Source organism: Achromobacter animicus, from assembly GCF_902859585.1.
Lineage (GTDB): Bacteria > Pseudomonadota > Gammaproteobacteria > Burkholderiales > Burkholderiaceae_B > Achromobacter > Achromobacter animicus.
In genome coordinates this window covers 13,337-30,124 of sequence record NZ_CADIJM010000017.1, presented here as the reverse complement: position 1 = coordinate 30,124, position 16,788 = coordinate 13,337, and the positions used below count along the sequence as shown (strand labels likewise).

Here is a 16,788-nt window from a genome sequence, read left to right as displayed (position 1 = left end):
TTCGCTCCTTTCAACCCTGCACGGGTTGGCGGCCGGTGGCGCCCAGCGACAGCCCGACGCGCGCGACGGTCGCCTCCAGTTCGGCGGCGGTCACCGGATCGATCCGCATCCCGGGCGCGCGCAGCGCGTGGCTCTTAATGGCGCCGCGGCGCTGATAGACGTACTTGCGCAACGCCAGCCCGATCTTGGGCTGGAACTCGTAGCGGATCAGCGGGCAGTAGCGATCGAAGATCGCGGCAGCCCCGGCGTGGTCGCCACTGGCGTAGCGTTCGTAGATGGCGACCAGGATCTCCGGGAACGCAAAGCCGGTCATCGTGCCGACCGCGCCGCGCTGCAGCTCTTCCAGGAAGTACACGCCCCCCAGGCCGCCGAAGATGGCCATGTCGGCGTCCGGCACCAGTTCGCGGATGCGGCTGATCTTCTGCCCCACCGGCGGCTCTTCCATCTTGATCATGTGCACGCCGCCTTCGCGGCCCAGGCGCGCCACCACTTCGGGGCGGATCTCGGTGCCGAAGGAGTCCGGAAAGTCGTGGATCACGACCGGAATCTTCACGGCGTCGGCCACGGCCTTGTAGTAATCAAACAGCAGGGCATCGCTGGCGTTGTCCAGGGGCGCCGCGAACACGGCCGATGCGCCCAGCTCCTGCGCTTCGCGGGCCTGCTCGATGGCGCCGGCAATGCCGTGGGCACGCACGCCCACCCACACCGGCACGCGGCCGTTCGTGTGCTTGACGAAGGTGTCCAGCACCAGCCGGCGCTCGTCGTTGGACAGCTTGTGCAACTCGCCCAGAAAGCCCAGGATGGCCAGCCCGGTCACGCCGGTTTCAAGCAGGAAGTCGACCAGCGTGCGGATGCTGTCGGCATCGACCCGCAGGGCGTCGTCAAAGGGCGTGGGGCAAATGGTGAAGACGCCTTTGGCGTCGATGGAGGCTGCCATCTTTTCTCCGTCAGGATGCGTGAAAACCGAAATCGGAAGCGACGTTTCGATGTCATCCTAAAGCGGAAGTTTTAGAACTCCACTTGCTTTTTTATTGCCTTGGTATAACAGCCAGTTAAGTCAAGGTTTACCCTTGGCAGGGTTTGCCTGGACGTTTGCGGACAGCTCGAAACCCTGTTCGCAAAGCGTGTGGCGCAGCACGTCGACAAAGGCCTGCGCAAGCTGCGACAGCGGTTCGAAGCGCGACTGCACCAGGCTTGCCGTCAGGATTTTTGCCTGGTCGATCGGGCGCACCACAAAGTCGCCTTGCGTGCGGCTCTTGACGGAGAATTCATCGACGATGGCGATGCCCGCACCGGCCTGCACCAGCGAGCACGCGTTCTGCGGCGAACTCACTTCCACCGCCAGCCGGCGGGCCTGTCCGGCCTCGTGGTACATCTGCTCGACCAGCATGCCGAACGGCGTGTCGCCGCCGTACGAAATCAGCGGGTAGGGCAACAGGTCGCCGATGGATAGCAGCGAGCGATGGGCAAGCGGATGGTTGTACGGGCAGATGCAGACCAGCCGTGCCTGGCCGATCGGCTGGGTCAGCAGATTCGGGTGCTGCACGGGCAGGATCACCACGCCCAGTTCGGCGCGATTGTCGAGCAGCATCTGCGTCAGGGGCTGCTGCGTCAGCGGCTGAAAGGTGACCTTGACGTCGGGGTGCGTTTCGCGAAAGCGGGAGATGGTCAGGGGCACGAGCATGTGGCCGATGCTGGGGCTGGACACCAGATGCAGGATGCCGCTGCGGCGCTCGGACAATTCCGAAGCCAGTTCTTCCACGCGCCGCACGCCGGCATAGACCGTTTCCACTTCGCGAAAGAGCTGCCGGGATTCGGGCGTGGGATACAGCCGGCCCTTGATGCGCTCGAACAGCGCGAAGCCAAGCCGCTGTTCCGTGTGCGACAGCAACCGGCTGACCGCAGGCTGCGACACGAACAGCAGCTTGGCCGCCCCGCTGATCGAACCCGTGGTCATCACCGCCCGGAAAACTTCGATTTGCCGCAGATTCAGTTGCATGGCACGCCCGCTCCGAATTGACGCGACGAGCATAACAAAGGGTTAAGGGCAGCGCACAAATTGACAATACATGCTCAGTCCGCCCGCAGATAGACTGGCGCCGTACCTTGCCCCCCGCCCGCGTCAGCGTGGCCCGGGCCCCGCCACCACCAGGACGGACGACCAGGACGGACGAATGGAACAGACCCTGTTTGTGATCAATCCCAATTCCACGCAAGCCGTGACGGACGCATTCGACGCGGCGCTGGAGCCGCTGCGCATGGCCGGCGGTCCGCGCATCCAATGCGTGACGCTGGCCGAAGGACCGGCGGGCGTCCAGACGCAGCTCGACGTCGAAAGCGTGACGTTGCCGCTCGCCGCGCTGGTGCGCAAGCTCGATGCGGAGCACGGCGCGGCCGCCGCAGGCTACGTCATCGCCTGCTTCAGCGATCCTGGCCTGCACGCGGTGCGCGAAGCCACGCGCAAGCCCGTGCTGGGCATCAGCGAATGCGGCATGCTGACCGCGCTGACGCTGGGCCAGCGCGTCGGTGTGATTGCGATCCTGCGCCAATCGTTGCCGCGCCACGGACGCATGTTCGGCGCGATCGGCCTGTCGGGCCGCGTGGCGGCCGAGCTGCCGCTGGATCTGGGCGTGGTCGAACTGTCGGACGAGGCGCGTACCCGCGAGCGCCTTTTGCACGTGGGCGCGCGGTTGCGCGACGAGCATCAGGCCGACGTGCTGGTGCTGGGCTGCGCCGGCATGGCGGCGTATCGCGGCTGGCTGCAGGCCGAGCTGGGCCTGCCCGTCGTCGAGCCGACACAGGCTGCCGCGGCGATGGCGATCGGCCGCATCCGGCTGAACTGGCACGGCGCCTGAGGCCACCATGCGCAACCACGAACTGATCGAACGGCTGTCGCATCTGGTCGGCGACAACGGGCTGGTGCTGGACGCCGAGGGGCAGGGGCCCTACGTGCGCGACTGGCTGGGCAAGTGGCAGGGCAGCACGCCAGTGGTGGTGCGGCCACGCAACGCCACCGAGGTGTCGGCCGTCATGCGTCTGTGCCATCAGACGCGCACGCCGGTGGTGCCGCAGGGCGGCAATACCGGTATGAGCGGGGGCGCCACGCCCGACGGCAGCGGCGCGCAGGTGATCCTGAGCCTGAACCGCATGAAACGCATCCGCGAGGTCGATCCGGTCAACAACACGCTGTGTGCGGACGCCGGCGTGCTGCTGGCCGACGTGCAGGCCGCCGCGCGCGAGGTCGGGCGGTTTTTCCCGCTGAGTCTGGGCGCGGAGGGCAGCTGCACCATCGGCGGCAATCTGGCCACCAATGCCGGCGGCACCGCGGTGCTGCGCTATGGCAACACGCGCGACCTGGCGCTGGGGTTGGAGGTGGTGCTGCCCGATGGCCGCGTATGGAACGGCCTGCGCGGCCTGCGCAAGGACAACGCCGGCTACGACCTCAAGAGTCTCTTCATCGGCTCGGAGGGCACGCTGGGCATCATCACCGGCGCGGTGCTCAAGCTGTACCCCGCGCCGGCGGGCCGCGTGGCGGCGTGGGTGGGGGCGGACACGCCCGCGCAAATCGTGGCGCTATTGAGCCGCATGCAGGGCGTCTGCGGCGAACGGCTGACCGCGTTCGAAATGATGTCGGCGCATTGCCTGGATCTGGTGGTGGCGCACGTCAGCGGCGCGGCCAGTCCGCTGGCCGCCCGCCATGCCTATCACGCGCTTCTGGAACTGTCGGACACCGAGCCCGCCGGCCTGCCCGCCTTGCTGGAAGCGGCGCTCGGCGCGGCGCTGGAGGACGGCGTCATCCAGGACTGCGTCGTCGCAATGAACGACACGCAGGTCCAGACGCTGTGGCGGCTGCGAGAAGGCATCTCGCAGGCGCAGGTGCGCGCGGGCAAGGCGGTCAAGCACGACATCGCGCTGCCCATCTCGCGCCTGGCCGCATTCGTCGAGGAAGCGGATCTGGCGCTGGTGTCGGATTTTCCGGGACTGCCCATCATCAACTTTGGCCACATCGGCGACGGCAACCTGCACTACAACGTGCTGCTGCCGCCGGACGTGGCGCCCGCCGAGTACGCCCGGCTGACCGCGGCGCTGAACCGCCGCGTGCACGACCTGGTGGCGCAGCGCGGCGGCAGCATCAGCGCCGAACACGGCGTGGGCCAATTGCGGCGCGACGAGCTGCGCCGCTACAAGTCGCCGGTTGAAATGGACCTGATGCTGATGATCAAGCGGGCGCTAGATCCCAATCAGCTCATGAACCCCGGCAAGCTGCTGTAGGAGCCCCGCGCGCGGGCAGCCAGGGGCCGCGCGCGCGAAGTCCGCCAGAAATTTATAATGGCGGGCTAATCGGATAAATCCTACATGCCTGAATCCTCCAGCCCGCGGGCGCCGAAGAAGCCGGCGCCGCGCGCCACTGACCGGGAGCAGACCCCGGAAGACGCCCGGCAAAGTGCTCAGCCGGACCCTCGGCAAGCCGCCCGGCAAGCCCCCCGGGCCCGTCCCGAAGGCCGCTCCGCCGCGCCCCGTCCCGAACGGCCCATCCCGGCCGTCACCTACCCCGAAGACCTGCCCGTCAGCGCACGGCGGCAGGAGATCGCGCGCGCCATCGCCGGCCATCAGGTCGTGATCGTCAGCGGCGAAACCGGCTCGGGCAAGACCACGCAGCTTCCGAAGATCTGCCTGGAACTGGGCCGTGGCCGCCAGAAGATGATCGGCCACACGCAGCCGCGCCGCCTGGCGGCGACCTCGGTGGCCAAGCGCATCGCCGAGGAACTGAACACGCCCATGGGCGAGGTCGTCGGCTATCAGGTGCGGTTCAACGACCGCACCGGGCCCAACGCGTCCATCAAGCTGATGACGGACGGCATCCTGCTTGCCGAGTCGCAGCGCGATCCGCTGCTGCGCCGCTACGACACGATCATCATCGACGAAGCGCACGAACGCAGTCTAAACATCGACTTCCTGCTGGGCTACCTCAAGCAGCTCTTGCCGCGGCGTCCGGACCTCAAGCTCATCATCACGTCGGCCACCATCGACGCCGAGCGCTTCGCCAGGCACTTTGCCGCGTCGGAAGACAAGCCCGCGCCGGTCATCGAAGTCTCGGGTCGCCTGTATCCCGTGGAAGTGCGCTACCGGCCCGTGCGCGAAGAGCCGGCCGCCGACGACAACGCGCCGGCGCCCAACAAGGCCGGGCGCGACCGCGAGCGCATGTCGGGCGACGAAGAGCGCGACCTGATCGACGCCATCGTCGACGCCGTCGACGAATGCGCACGGCATGGTCCGGGCGACGTGCTGGTGTTCCTGCCTGGCGAACGCGAAATCCGCGAATCGGCCGAAGCGCTGCGCAAGCGGCACCCGGCCGGCACCGAAGTCCTGCCGCTGTTTGCGCGCCTGTCGCAGGCCGAGCAGGAACAGATCTTCCGCCCGCGCGGCAACGCGCGCCGCATCGTGCTGGCCACCAACGTGGCGGAAACCTCGCTGACGGTGCCCGGCATCCGCTTCGTGGTCGACAGCGGCCTGGCCCGCATCAAGCGCTATTCGTGGCGCAACAAGGTCGAGCAGCTGCGCATCGAGCCCATCAGCCGCGCCTCGGCCAACCAGCGCGCCGGCCGTTGCGGCCGGGTGGGGCCGGGCGTCTGCATCCGGCTCTACGACGAGCTGGATTTCAACAACCGCGCGGCCTTCACCGATCCCGAAGTGCTGCGCTCGTCGCTGGCGTCGGTCATCCTGCGGATGAAGTCGCTCAAGCTCGACGACATCGAACAATTCCCCTTCGTGGAGGCGCCGCCGGGACGGGCGGTGGCCGACGGCTACCACCTGCTGCAGGAACTGGGCGCCATTGAACTGGCGTCGGCGTCCGACGACGACACGGACGACGGGCGAACAGGCGCGTCTTTTGTCCTGACCCGCACCGGCGATGAACTGGCCAAGCTGCCCGTGGACCCGCGCATCGGCCGGATGATCCTGGCCGCGCGAGAACACCAGTGCCTGGCCGAAATGCTGATCATCGCCTCGGCGCTGTCCGTGCAGGATCCGCGAGATCGTCCCATGCAGGAGCGCGAGGCCGCCGAGGCCGCGCACGCCAAGTTCGGCGACGACAAGTCCGAGTTCATTTCTTTCCTGAAACTGTGGCGCTGGTATGGCGAACAGGTGCAGCACAAGGCATCGCAGCGCAAGCTGGTGGGCCTGTTGCGGCAGAACTTCCTGTCGCCCATCCGCCTGCGCGAGTGGCACGACGTGCACACGCAGCTGTCGGCGCTGGTGGGCGAGCAGGGCTGGCGCGTCAATCAGTCCGAAGCCACGTACGAACAGCTGCACATGGCGCTGTTGTCGGGCCTTTTGGGCAACATCGGTTTCAAGAGCGACGAAGGCGGCAGCTACCAGGGCGCGCGTGAAATCCGCTTCCACATCCATCCGGGCTCACGCCTGGTGAAGAAGGCCGGCCGCTGGATCATGGCGGCCGAACTGGTCGAGACCACGCGCCTGTACGCGCGCTGCGTGGCGCGCATCGACCCGGTGTGGCTGGAAAAGGTCGGCGCGCACCTGATCCGCAAGAACTGGTCGGACCCGCGCTGGGAAAAGAAGGCCGGGCAGGTCGTGGCCAACGAGCGGGCCACGCTTTACGGCCTGGCCATCTACACCGGCCGTCGCATTCACTACGGCCGCGTGAATCCCACCCATGCGCGCGAACTCTTCATCCGCCAGGCGCTGGTGCCCGGCGAGATCGACACGCGCCTGCCGTTCGTCGCGCACAACCGCAAGCTCATCGCCGGCATCGAAAAGCTTGAACACCAGACGCGGCGGCCGGACATCCTGGTCGATGACGAGCTGATCTACGCGTTCTACGACCGGCAGCTTCCCGCCGACATCTCGCAGACCGCATCGCTGGAAAAGTGGGTGAGCGGCCTGGACAAGGCGGCCGCCGCCAAGCTGATGCTGACGCGCGACGAGCTGATGCGGCACGAGGCGGCCGGCGTCACGACCGATGTCTTTCCCAAGAAGGTGGAATGGCAGGGCGTGTCGATGGCGCTGGACTACCACTTCGAGCCCGGCTCGCCGCGCGACGGCGTCACGCTGTCGGTGCCGCTGTTCGCGCTGAACCAGATCGATCCTGCGCGCTGCGAGTGGCTGGTGCCCGGCATGCTGAAGGAAAAGGTGCATCTGCTGCTCAAGTCGCTGCCGCAGAAGCTGCGCCGCCACTGCGTGCCGCTGCCCGACTACGCCGCGGGCTTCTACGACCGCTGGTTCGAGCGCCTGGCAGACCCGCAGACGGGGTTGGTGGATGCCATCATCGCCGACATGTGGGACCAGGTGCAGGTCCGCCCGGCGGTGGGGGACTTCAAGCTGGAAACCCTGCCGGCGCATCTGTTCATGAACTTCCGCGTCGTGGACGAGCACGGCCGCATGCTGGCCGCCGGCCGCAATCTGGCGCAACTGCGGGCCGAATTCGGCAAGCAGGCCCAGGCCACCTTCCAGCAACTGGCGGCCAGCGACACGCAGGTCGCGCAGGCGCTGGCGCACGAAAACCTGACCTCCTGGTCGTTCGGGCCCTTGCCCGAGATCATGGAGATCAAGCGGCGCGGCCAGTCCGTCATCGGCTATCCGGCCCTGGTGGACCGAGGGGCGCATTGCGACCTGGACGTGTTCGACGATCCCGACGAGGCACGCAAGCACCATCGCGCGGGCCTGTTGAAGCTCTTCCGGCTGGGCCTGCGCGAGCAGGTGAAGTTCCTCGAAAAGAACCTTACCGACCTCACCAAGATCAGCATGCTGTACATGACGCTGGGCACGCAGGAAGAGCTGCGCGACCAGATCATCGACTGCGCGCTGGGGCAGGCGTGTCTTGCTGAGCCCTGGCCGGTGAACGAGCAGCAGTTCGAAGCCCGCCGCGCCGAGGGCAAGGGCCGGTTGGGTCTGCTGGCCCAGGAGGTCGCGCGGCTGGCGGGCGCGGTGCTGACGGAATATGCGGCGCTTCAACGCAAGCTGCCGCAGGCCAAGCCCCACGCGGCCGCGTACGCGGATCTGCAGCAGCAACTGGGTGCGCTGATGCCCAAATGGTTCATCCGAGACACGCCGCACGCGCAGTTGTCGCACTTTCCGCGCTACCTGAAGGCGGCGGTCGCGCGCATCGACAAGCTGCGCGCCGACCCGGCGCGGGACGCAAAGCTGGTGTCGGAAATGGCGCCGCTGGTCACGCAATACCAGCGCGCCCGCGCGGCGCTGAAAGGCGCGGCCGATCCCCGCCTGGACGAGTTCCGCTGGCTGCTCGAGGAGTTGCGGGTCGCGCTCTTCGCCCAGGAGCTGCGTACGCCGATGCCGGTGTCGGTCAAGCGGCTGATGAAAAGCTGGGAATCCTTGCAGCGCTAAGCGCTAGCTGGCGCCACATGCAAAACGGGCCGCAAATCGCTTTGCGGCCCGATTTTTTTTGCGGCGTCTTTACAGCGCCAGGAACCCGACGATCACCAACGCGATCAGCCCGTACTTCGTGGCCTTGTACGCCGTGCGGTTCCACTTCTTGAACGCCTTGCGCTTCTGGTCGATCACCCAGTGCGCGTGCGTCAGCTTGTTGATGGCCCCCGTCTGGTCGCCGCCGTCGTTGGGCGAGCTGGCCGCCGACATGACTTTGCGGCCGAACCAGCGGTTGAAGGCCTCGGCCCAGCGCCACTTCAGCGGACGCTCGACGTCGCAGAACAGAATGATCCGGTTCTCGCCCGTCTTGTTGTAGGCCTCGTGGACGTAGGTCTCGTCGAACACCACGCTTTCGCCATCGCGCCAGCTGTAGTGCTCGCCATCAACGATGATGTGGCAGCCGTCGTCGTTGGGCGTGACCAGTCCCAGGTGATAGCGCAGCGACCCGGCAAACGGGTCACGGTGCGGATTGAGCTGGCCGCCCGGCGGCAGCTCGGCAAACATGGCGGCCTTGACCTTGGGCAGGCCCTTCAGGATGGCGACCGTCTTGGGGCAGAGTTCCTCGGCCGACGGGTGACGGGCGTCGTACCACTTCAGGTAGAACCGCTTCCAGCCATACTTGAAGAACGAGTTGAAACCGATGTCGTTGTGGGTGTCGGCCGCCTTGATCCGGCGAAGCTCGGCCATCTGCATGGCCTCTTCGCGGATCGTCTCCCAGTTGTCGTCCAGCACTTTCAGTTCGGCGATTTCGCTGGTCGTCAGGTACGGCGTCGTGGGCACGCGGGACGTCAGCACCATGAACGCGTTGATCGGCGCCAGCAGCACCGAATGGTCCAGGAATTGCCGTCCCAAGGGCAGTTTGACGCGGCCTCGGAAGTGCGCGAACAGGATGGCGGCCAGCCAGATCCCAGGTATTAACCATTTCATAGGTATGTCTCGTCGTGCGACAGGGTAGTGCGGTATGGGCGGTATTGTCCCACAAGCCTCCCGGGCGGATCCCGTCAGGGCGGGATGCAACTGGCGGATTCTGATGCAAGGATTGTTCTAGGGCGGTCGGCCGCTGGGTACAATTCCGCCATGTCCGAAGCCGTAACGACCCCGACCCCATTTGTTCACCTGCGCGTCCACTCCGAGTTCTCGGTCGTGGACGGTACGGTGCGTATCCCCGACCTCATCAAGCGCGTGGCCAAGCTGGGCCAGCCCGCCGTCGCCCTGACCGATCTGTCCAATCTGTTCGGACTGATCAAATTCTATAAGGGTGCACGCGGCGCGGGGGTCAAGCCCATCGCAGGCTGCGACGTCTGGATTTCCAACGACGAAGATCCGGCGAAGCCCTTCCGCCTGCTGTTGCTCGTGCGCAACCACCAGGGTTACCTGAATCTGTGCGAACTGCTGTCCAAGGCGTTCCTGACGAACCAGGGCAAGGGCCGGGCCGAAATCCGCCGCGAATGGCTCCAAGGACAGGCTGGTCTCATCGCCCTGTCCGGCGGGCGCGCCGGCGACGTCGGGCAGGCGCTCGAGGCCGGCAACGCCGTGTCGGCGCTGGCCCTGGCGCGCCAGTGGGCGCTGATGTTCCCGGGCAGCTACTACGTCGAATTGCAGCGCGCCGGCATGGACGGCGACGAAGGCTACTGCCAGGCCGCCATGCGGCTGGCCTCGGAAGCCGGGCTGCCGGTGGTCGCCACCCATCCCGTGCAGTTCCTCGACGAATTCGAATTCCAGGCGCACGAGGCGCGCGTCTGCATCGCCGAAGGTGAAATCCTGGCCAACCCGCGCCGCGTGCGCCGGTTCTCGAAAGAGCAGTATCTGCTCAGCTCCGAGGAAATGGCGCGCCGCTTCGCCGACGTGCCGTCGGCGCTGGCCAACACGGTCGAAATCGCCAAGCGTTGCAACCTGAGCCTGGTGCTGGGCAAGCCGCGCCTGCCCAATTTCCCGACCCCCGACGGCGTGACGCTGGACGATTATCTGGTCCAGCTCTCCGAAGAGGGCCTCGAAAAGCGCATGGAGTTCCTGTTCCCGGACGTCGCCGAACGCGAGTCCAAGCGCGAGCAGTACTACGAGCGGCTGCGCTGGGAGTGCAAGACCATCATCCAGATGGGCTTTCCCGGCTACTTCCTGATCGTTCAGGACTTCATCAACTGGGGCAAGAACAACGGCGTGCCGGTCGGCCCGGGCCGGGGCTCGGGCGCCGGTTCGCTGGTGGCCTACGCGCTGGGCATCACCGACCTCGACCCCATCCGCTATGACCTGCTGTTCGAGCGCTTCCTGAATCCCGAGCGGGTCTCCATGCCCGACTTCGATATCGACTTCTGCCAGGACAACCGCGAACGGGTCATCGACTACGTCAAGGAAAAATACGGCCGCGCCGCCGTCAGCCAGATCGCCACGTTCGGTACGCTGGGCGCCAAGGCCGTGGTGCGCGACGCCGGCCGTGTGCTGGACATGCCCTACATGTTCTGCGACGGCCTGTCCAAGCTGATCCCGTTCAATCCGATGGATCCGTGGACGCTGGAACGCACGCTCAAGGACGAGCCCGCCTTCAAGGACCGCTACGAGCAGGAAGAAGAAGTCCGCGCGCTGGTCGACCTGGCCAAGCCGCTCGAAGGCCTGACCCGCAACATCGGCATGCACGCGGGCGGGGTGCTGATCGCGCCCGGCAAGCTCACCGACTTCTGCCCGCTGTATTGCCAGCCGGGCCAGGAAAACAGCGCGGTCTCGCAGTTCGACAAGGACGACGTCGAGGCGGCCGGCCTGGTGAAGTTCGACTTCCTGGGCCTGCGCAACCTGACCATCCTGGACTGGGCCGTGCGCTACGTGCGCCAGTTCAACGCCGAAAAGCGCGACTTCGACGTCATGGCGCTGTCCCTGGACGATCCGGCGGCCTACAAGATCCTGTGCGACGCGAACACCACCGCGGTGTTCCAGCTTGAATCGCGCGGCATGAAAGAGCTGCTCAAGAAGCTGCGGCCCAATACGTTCGAAGACATCATCGCCATGCTGGCCCTGTATCGTCCGGGGCCGCTGGAATCGGGCATGGTGGACGACTTCGTGAACCGCAAGCACGGGCGCGCGGCGGTCGATTATTTCCACCCGGACCTGGAAGCCACCCTCAAGAGCACCTACGGGGTCATCGTCTACCAGGAACAGGTGATGCTGATCTCCCAGATCATCGGGGGCTATTCGCTGGGCGGCGCCGACCTGCTGCGCCGGGCCATGGGCAAGAAAAAGCCCGAGGAAATGGCCAAGCACCGCGAACTGTTCGAACAGGGCGCCAAGGAAAAGGGCCACGATCCGGATCTGGCGGTCAAGCTCTTCGACCTGATGGAGAAGTTCGCGGGCTACGGCTTCAACAAGTCGCACTCGGCCGCGTACGCGCTGATCTCGTACCAGACCGCCTGGCTGAAGGCCTACCACCCGACCGAGTTCCTGGCCGCCACCATGTCTTCGGACATGGACGACACCGACAAGGTCCAGATCTTCTGCCGCGACGCCCAGGACAACGGCGTCGAGGTGTTGCCGCCCGACGTCAACCATTCGGGCTACCGGTTCGAACCCGTCGCCGACAAGCACACCGAAAAAGGCAAGCCGCCGCGCACCATGCGTTACGGGCTGGGCGCCGTCAAGGGCACCGGGCAGGGCGCCGTCGAGGACATCCTGCGTGCGCGCAAGGAAGGCGGCCCGTTCCTGAACCTGTTCGACTTCTGCCGCCGCGTCAGCAAGCAGGCCGTCAACCGCCGCACCATCGAGGCCCTGATCAAGGCCGGCGCGTTCGACACCATCGAGCCGAACCGCGCCGCGATGCTGGCCTCCGTGCCCACCGCCATGGAAGCGGCCGAGCAGGCCGCCCGCAGCGCCAACCAGGCCTCGCTTTTTGGCGACGACAGCGGCGACGTGGTCGCGGGCGAACTGGCCAAGGTCGCGCCGTGGGATCTGCACAAGAAACTGACCGAAGAAAAATCCGCGCTGGGCTATTACTACAGCGGCCACCTGTTCGATGCGTGGCGCGACGAAGTGCGCCGCATCGTGCCGATGCAGCTGGCCCGCGTGGAGCCGCAGCGCGACCTGCAATGGATGTGCGGCGTGCTGGCCAGCGTGCGCGTGATGATGACCCGCCGCGGCAAGATGGTCTTTGCCGTGCTGGACGACGGCACGGCGCAGGTGGAAATCTCGGTCTTCAACGAACTCTTTGAAAAGCACCGCAACCGGCTGCGCGAAGACCAGCTCGTCATCGTGCAGGGCAAGGTCAGCAACGACGACTATTCCGGCGGCATGCGCATCGTCGCCGAGCAGCTTTATGACCTGCAGCTTGCGCGCGAAGCCCGCGCCAAGTCGCTGCGCGTCAAGCTCAACGGCAGCGCCGATGCGGCCCGTCTGCGCCAGATGCTCAACCCGTTCCGCGCCGAACCCGAGAACGGCATTCCAGGCGTGCCGGTCGACATCGTCTACACCAAGAACAATTTCCTGTGCACGATCAGGCTAGGCGAGGAATGGCGCGTGCGCATGGCCGACACGCTGCTCGCCAACCTGAACGCCTGGACCAAACCGGACGGCGTGGAGGTTACGTACTGATGTCTTCCAGTCTACGTATCGTGCATTCGGAAGCCGCCACCGCCTTTGGTGGACAGGAAGGACGAATTTTCAAGGAAATGCATGCCATGCGGGCGCGCGGGCATCATGTCGAAGCGATCTGCCAGCCGCGCGCGCAACTGACCGAGCGTCTGCGGGATGCCGGTTTCACCGTGCATGCCGTCGATATGAAGGGGACGGTGGCCTATTTGAAGGGCGTCCCCGCCGTCCGCCAGATCCTGAAGGCGGGGCGCTTTGACGTGCTCAATACCCACAGCCGGCGCGACACGGTCATCGCCGCCCTGGCCGGACGCATGGCAGGTACGCCCCTCATCGTGCGCACCCGCCACCTGTCCAACGTGGTCGGCTCGATGTGGTCTTACACCATCCTGCCGCACCGCGTCACCGCCGTCAGCGACCATGTGCGCGAATACCTGATCAGCCGCGGCGTCCCGGCCGAGAAGATCGCGACCGTGTATTCGCCCATCGTGCTGCCCGCGCCCGTCGAGCACTCCACCTTGCGTGACGAACTCGGCCTGGCCGACGACGACATCGTCGTGGGCTGTGTGGCCGTCATGCGCGCCACCAAGGGCCACAAGGACCTGATCGACGCCATGGCGCCGCTGATGGCCGTGCGTCCGAAGCTGCATCTGGTGTTCGTGGGCGCCGGTTCGCCGGTCTTCGAGCAGACGCAGGCGTACATTGCTCAGCGCGGCCTGCAAGACCGGATCCACCTGATGGGCACACGGCGCGACGTCCCCAATCTGCTGGCGGGATTCGACCTCTTCGCCCTGGCCACACAACAGGAAGCCTCCGGTACGGTCTATGTCGAGGCGCAGGCGAGCGGCCTGCCGGTCGTCGGCACGAACGTCGGCGGCGTATCCGAGATGTTCCGGGACGGCGTGACGGGCTTTCTGGTCCCGCCCAAGAACTCGCTCGCCTTGACCACCGCACTCGAGCGCCTGATCGACGACCCGGCCCTACGCCGCACCATGGGCGAGGCCGGCCGCAAGATGGTCTGGAAAGAGGGCGTGTTTTCTCCCGCGCGCCTTGCGGAAACCACGGAGGCGATCTATACGCGCTGGCTGGCGGAGCGCCGCAAATGAACGCGCCCAACGTTCCGGTGCTGATGTACCACCACATCACGCCGGCGGGTGGCATGATCGCCGCGACGCCCGACGTCTTCGAAACGCAGATCGCGCGCCTGGCGCGCGCCGGCTACCAGTCGCTCACCACCGCGCAGTTCGCGGCCTACCTGGCCGGCGGCAGCGTGCCCGAACGTTCCGTGCTCATCACTTTTGACGATGGCTACCTGAACAATTGGGTGCACGCGCATCCAGTCCTGGCCCGCCACGGCATGCGCGCGGTGCTGTTCACTATCACCGGGTGGATCGGCGACGGCCCCGTGCGGCCGCATGCGGGGCAGGGCGGCGCGCTGCCCCCGACCCCCGATCACCACGCCTGCAAGGAACTCGTGGCGTCGGGCCGCGCCGACGAGGCGATGCTGCGCTGGAGCGAAATCGAAGCCATGCAGGCCGCCGGCACCTTCGAGTTCCATTCCCATACCAACACGCACACCCGCTGGGACAAGGTCTGTGGCGCGGATGTGGCCGCCAAGCGCGAACGCATCGCGCAGGATCTGCACGATTCGCGCGACACCCTGATCCGCCGGCTTGGCGGCGTGAGCGATCACCTGTGCTGGCCGCAGGGTTATTTCGACGCAGACTACGTGGCCGCCGCGCGGCAGGCCGGTTTCCGGCACTTGTACACTACCGACCCTTTCGGCCAGAACCTGCCCGGCACGGATCCCGGCCATATCTATCGCTTCGCGGTGCGCAATCTGGGCGGGTCCTGGCTGAACCGCCGGATCTGGCTGTCGCGCGACCCGTTCTGGGGACCGCGCTATCACGCCTGGAAGGCCTGGAAAAAGCGTCTTAGGAATCGCGGATGAAGCTATCAGTCATCATCATCACCAAGAACGAAGCGGCAAATATTGCCGCCTGCCTGAAGTCCGTGTCGTTCGCCGACGAGTTCATCGTCGTGGATTCGGGCAGCACCGACGGCACCGTGGAGCTGGCGCAAGCGCTCGGGGCCCGCGTTGAAGTCACCGCCGACTGGCCCGGTTTCGGTCCGCAAAAGAACCGCGCGCTGGATCTGGCGACGGGCGATTGGGTGCTGTCGATCGACGCGGACGAGCGCGTCACCCCCGAGTTGGCGCAGGAAATCCAGGACGTGCTGCGCGCGCCCCGCGCCGACGCCTACGAGATCGCGCGCCTATCCAATTTCTGCGGCCGCGACATCCGCCATAGCGGCTGGTGGCCCGACTACGTGCTGCGCCTCTTCAAGCGCGGCACGGCGCGCTTCACCGACGCCGCCGTCCACGAGCGGGTGGTGCCGGCCAACGGCCGGCCCCTGCAGATGCGCGGCTACTTCAACCACTATCCGTACGACAACCTGGACGCGCTGATCAACAAGGTCAACCGTTACTCGTCCGACGCCGCGGCCATGATGTATGCCAAGGGCAAGCGCACCTCGGTCTTCGGGGCGCTGGGCCACGGCTTCTGGACCTTCGTGCGCATCTACCTGATCCGGCGCGGTTTCCTGGATGGCCGCCACGGACTCGTGCTGGCCGTCACCGCGGCGGCGGGCAGCTTCTTCCGCTACTCGAAGCTGATGTTCCTGGCAGAAAACAAAAAGTGAAGATCCTCTACACGAACTTCCACGCCGGCAACGGCGGGGGGCACGTCACCTACATCATCAACCTGGCCAAGGCGCTGGCCCGCGATCACGACATCACCGTGGCGGTGCCCGGCACCAGCCGGCTGTACCGCTACGCCAAGGCCATCCCCGGGGTGACGGCGGTGGACATGCGCTACACGACCCGCCCGTCGTCCTGGTTCAAGGACCGCGCCCGGCTGCAGCGCCTGATCGCCGAGGGCCGCTTCGACATCATCCACGCCAACGGCTCGGCCGACCACAAGCAGGTGATGCTGGCCACGCTGGGCATGCGGCGCCGTCCGCGCATCGTGTTCACCAAGCACAACGATCACCCGCTTTCCAGTTTTGGACACAAGCTGCGGGTGGCGCTGGCGACGGATCATGGCATCGCCGTCAGCGATTACATCCGCGGCATGATGGAGCACTCGCCGTACCGCAAGCGCCCCATCACCACCATCCGGCACGGCATCGATACCAATTTCTTCGCGCCGCCGCCGCCCGAAAGCCTGGACAAGCTGCGCGAACTCTTCTTTGGTCCGGATTGGCAAGGCAAGCTGCTGCTGGGCAGTGCCGGGGGCACCGACTACGACAAAGGCTGGCTGGACTTGGTGGCCGCCGCGGCCGCGCTGCCGCCGGCGGACAAGGCACGCATCTTGCTGATGGTGGCGGGCGATCCGCCCACCGAGGCCAAGCTTGCGCGGGTGCGCGAACTCGGCATGATCGATCAGGTCAAGTTTCCCGGGCTGCTCGACGACGTGCGCGCGGCGCTGGCGTCGTGCCATGCGGGCTTCGTCCTTTCTTACCGCGAGGCCCTGTCGTTTGCCTGCCGCGAGATCATGGGACTGGGCCTGCCCGCGCTCGTCAGCGATGCCGGCGGCCTGCCGGAGAACGTAACGGACGGCGTGGACGGCTGGATCGTGCGGGCGCGCGACGTGCCCGCCATGACCGCCAAGCTGCGCTTCATGCTGGACAATCCGGAAGTCGTCCGACAGATGGGCAGCAAGGCGCGTGAAACAAGTTTGCGCGACTTCAACCTGGAGCGTTTCGCGCAGGCTACGGTGGATGTGTATCAGCGTACGCTTGGCGGACACTGACCCATAT

General features: G+C 66.4%; 11 protein-coding genes. 8 read left to right on the top strand and 3 right to left on the bottom strand.

Features of this window, described 5'->3' with window-relative positions; genetic code table 11:
- Positions 1-10: 10 nt before the first annotated feature.
- Entirely contained in the window at positions 11-937 is a 927-nt protein-coding gene (locus HV681_RS24655) for a dihydrodipicolinate synthase family protein (protein WP_175125723.1), read from the bottom strand.
- Between the two features lie 120 nt (positions 938-1,057).
- The gene (locus tag HV681_RS24650; protein ID WP_175125722.1) at positions 1,058-1,999 is read right to left on the bottom strand and encodes a LysR substrate-binding domain-containing protein; all 942 of its coding nucleotides are present in this window, start codon (positions 1,997-1,999) and stop codon (positions 1,058-1,060) included.
- Positions 2,000-2,174: 175 nt separating this feature from the next.
- Here HV681_RS24650 and HV681_RS24645 point away from each other — a divergent pair, with 175 nt between their 5' ends.
- From HV681_RS24645 to hrpA, 3 genes are all read left to right on the top strand, one after another.
- On the top strand, positions 2,175-2,855 hold the full coding sequence (locus HV681_RS24645; protein WP_175125721.1) for an aspartate/glutamate racemase family protein: 681 nt from the start codon (positions 2,175-2,177) through the stop codon (positions 2,853-2,855).
- A 7-nt stretch (positions 2,856-2,862) separates the two neighbouring features.
- Positions 2,863-4,272 (top strand): FAD-binding oxidoreductase, encoded by a 1,410-nt coding sequence (locus HV681_RS24640; protein WP_175125719.1) that lies wholly within the window; start codon positions 2,863-2,865, stop codon positions 4,270-4,272.
- 84 nt (positions 4,273-4,356) lie between these two features.
- Positions 4,357-8,361: an ATP-dependent RNA helicase HrpA gene (gene hrpA, locus HV681_RS24635; protein ID WP_254595064.1), complete on the top strand. Its 4,005-nt coding sequence runs from the start codon at positions 4,357-4,359 to the stop codon at positions 8,359-8,361.
- Positions 8,362-8,430: 69 nt separating this feature from the next.
- Here hrpA and lpxO read toward each other — a convergent pair whose 3' ends face one another.
- A complete protein-coding gene (gene lpxO, locus HV681_RS24630) occupies positions 8,431-9,330 on the bottom strand; it encodes a lipid A hydroxylase LpxO (protein ID WP_175125717.1) in 900 nt (299 codons plus the stop codon).
- Between the two features lie 150 nt (positions 9,331-9,480).
- On the opposite strand from lpxO, the gene dnaE reads away from it, so the two are divergent.
- Genes dnaE through HV681_RS24605 form a run of 5 tightly spaced genes read left to right on the top strand, consistent with a single transcriptional unit; the run spans position 9,481 to position 16,781 of the window.
- On the top strand, positions 9,481-12,972 hold the full coding sequence (gene dnaE, locus HV681_RS24625; RefSeq protein WP_175125715.1) for a DNA polymerase III subunit alpha: 3,492 nt from the start codon (positions 9,481-9,483) through the stop codon (positions 12,970-12,972).
- Positions 12,972-14,075, top strand: a complete 1,104-nt coding sequence (locus HV681_RS24620; protein ID WP_175125713.1) for a glycosyltransferase family 4 protein — start codon at positions 12,972-12,974, stop codon at positions 14,073-14,075. Before dnaE ends, HV681_RS24620 begins: the two co-directional genes overlap by 1 nt.
- Positions 14,072-14,920 carry a polysaccharide deacetylase family protein gene (locus tag HV681_RS24615; RefSeq protein WP_175125711.1) on the top strand — a complete coding sequence of 283 codons (849 nt, stop codon included), beginning with the start codon at positions 14,072-14,074 and terminating at the stop codon, positions 14,918-14,920. Before HV681_RS24620 ends, HV681_RS24615 begins: the two co-directional genes overlap by 4 nt.
- Positions 14,917-15,669: a glycosyltransferase family 2 protein gene (locus tag HV681_RS24610; RefSeq protein WP_105238097.1), complete on the top strand. Its 753-nt coding sequence runs from the start codon at positions 14,917-14,919 to the stop codon at positions 15,667-15,669. Before HV681_RS24615 ends, HV681_RS24610 begins: the two co-directional genes overlap by 4 nt.
- Positions 15,666-16,781: a glycosyltransferase gene (locus HV681_RS24605; RefSeq protein WP_175125709.1), complete on the top strand. Its 1,116-nt coding sequence runs from the start codon at positions 15,666-15,668 to the stop codon at positions 16,779-16,781. Before HV681_RS24610 ends, HV681_RS24605 begins: the two co-directional genes overlap by 4 nt.
- Positions 16,782-16,788: the final 7 nt, after the last annotated feature.

Coding starts and splice junctions, on each gene's coding strand:
- HV681_RS24655 (WP_175125723.1), bottom strand. CDS start 937: ATGGCAGCCTCCATCGACGCCAAAGGCGTCTTCACCATTTGCCCCACG.
- HV681_RS24650 (WP_175125722.1), bottom strand. CDS start 1,999: ATGCAACTGAATCTGCGGCAAATCGAAGTTTTCCGGGCGGTGATGACC.
- HV681_RS24645 (WP_175125721.1), top strand. CDS start 2,175: ATGGAACAGACCCTGTTTGTGATCAATCCCAATTCCACGCAAGCCGTG.
- HV681_RS24640 (WP_175125719.1), top strand. CDS start 2,863: ATGCGCAACCACGAACTGATCGAACGGCTGTCGCATCTGGTCGGCGAC.
- hrpA (WP_254595064.1), top strand. CDS start 4,357: ATGCCTGAATCCTCCAGCCCGCGGGCGCCGAAGAAGCCGGCGCCGCGC.
- lpxO (WP_175125717.1), bottom strand. CDS start 9,330: ATGAAATGGTTAATACCTGGGATCTGGCTGGCCGCCATCCTGTTCGCG.
- dnaE (WP_175125715.1), top strand. CDS start 9,481: ATGTCCGAAGCCGTAACGACCCCGACCCCATTTGTTCACCTGCGCGTC.
- HV681_RS24620 (WP_175125713.1), top strand. CDS start 12,972: ATGTCTTCCAGTCTACGTATCGTGCATTCGGAAGCCGCCACCGCCTTT.
- HV681_RS24615 (WP_175125711.1), top strand. CDS start 14,072: ATGAACGCGCCCAACGTTCCGGTGCTGATGTACCACCACATCACGCCG.
- HV681_RS24610 (WP_105238097.1), top strand. CDS start 14,917: ATGAAGCTATCAGTCATCATCATCACCAAGAACGAAGCGGCAAATATT.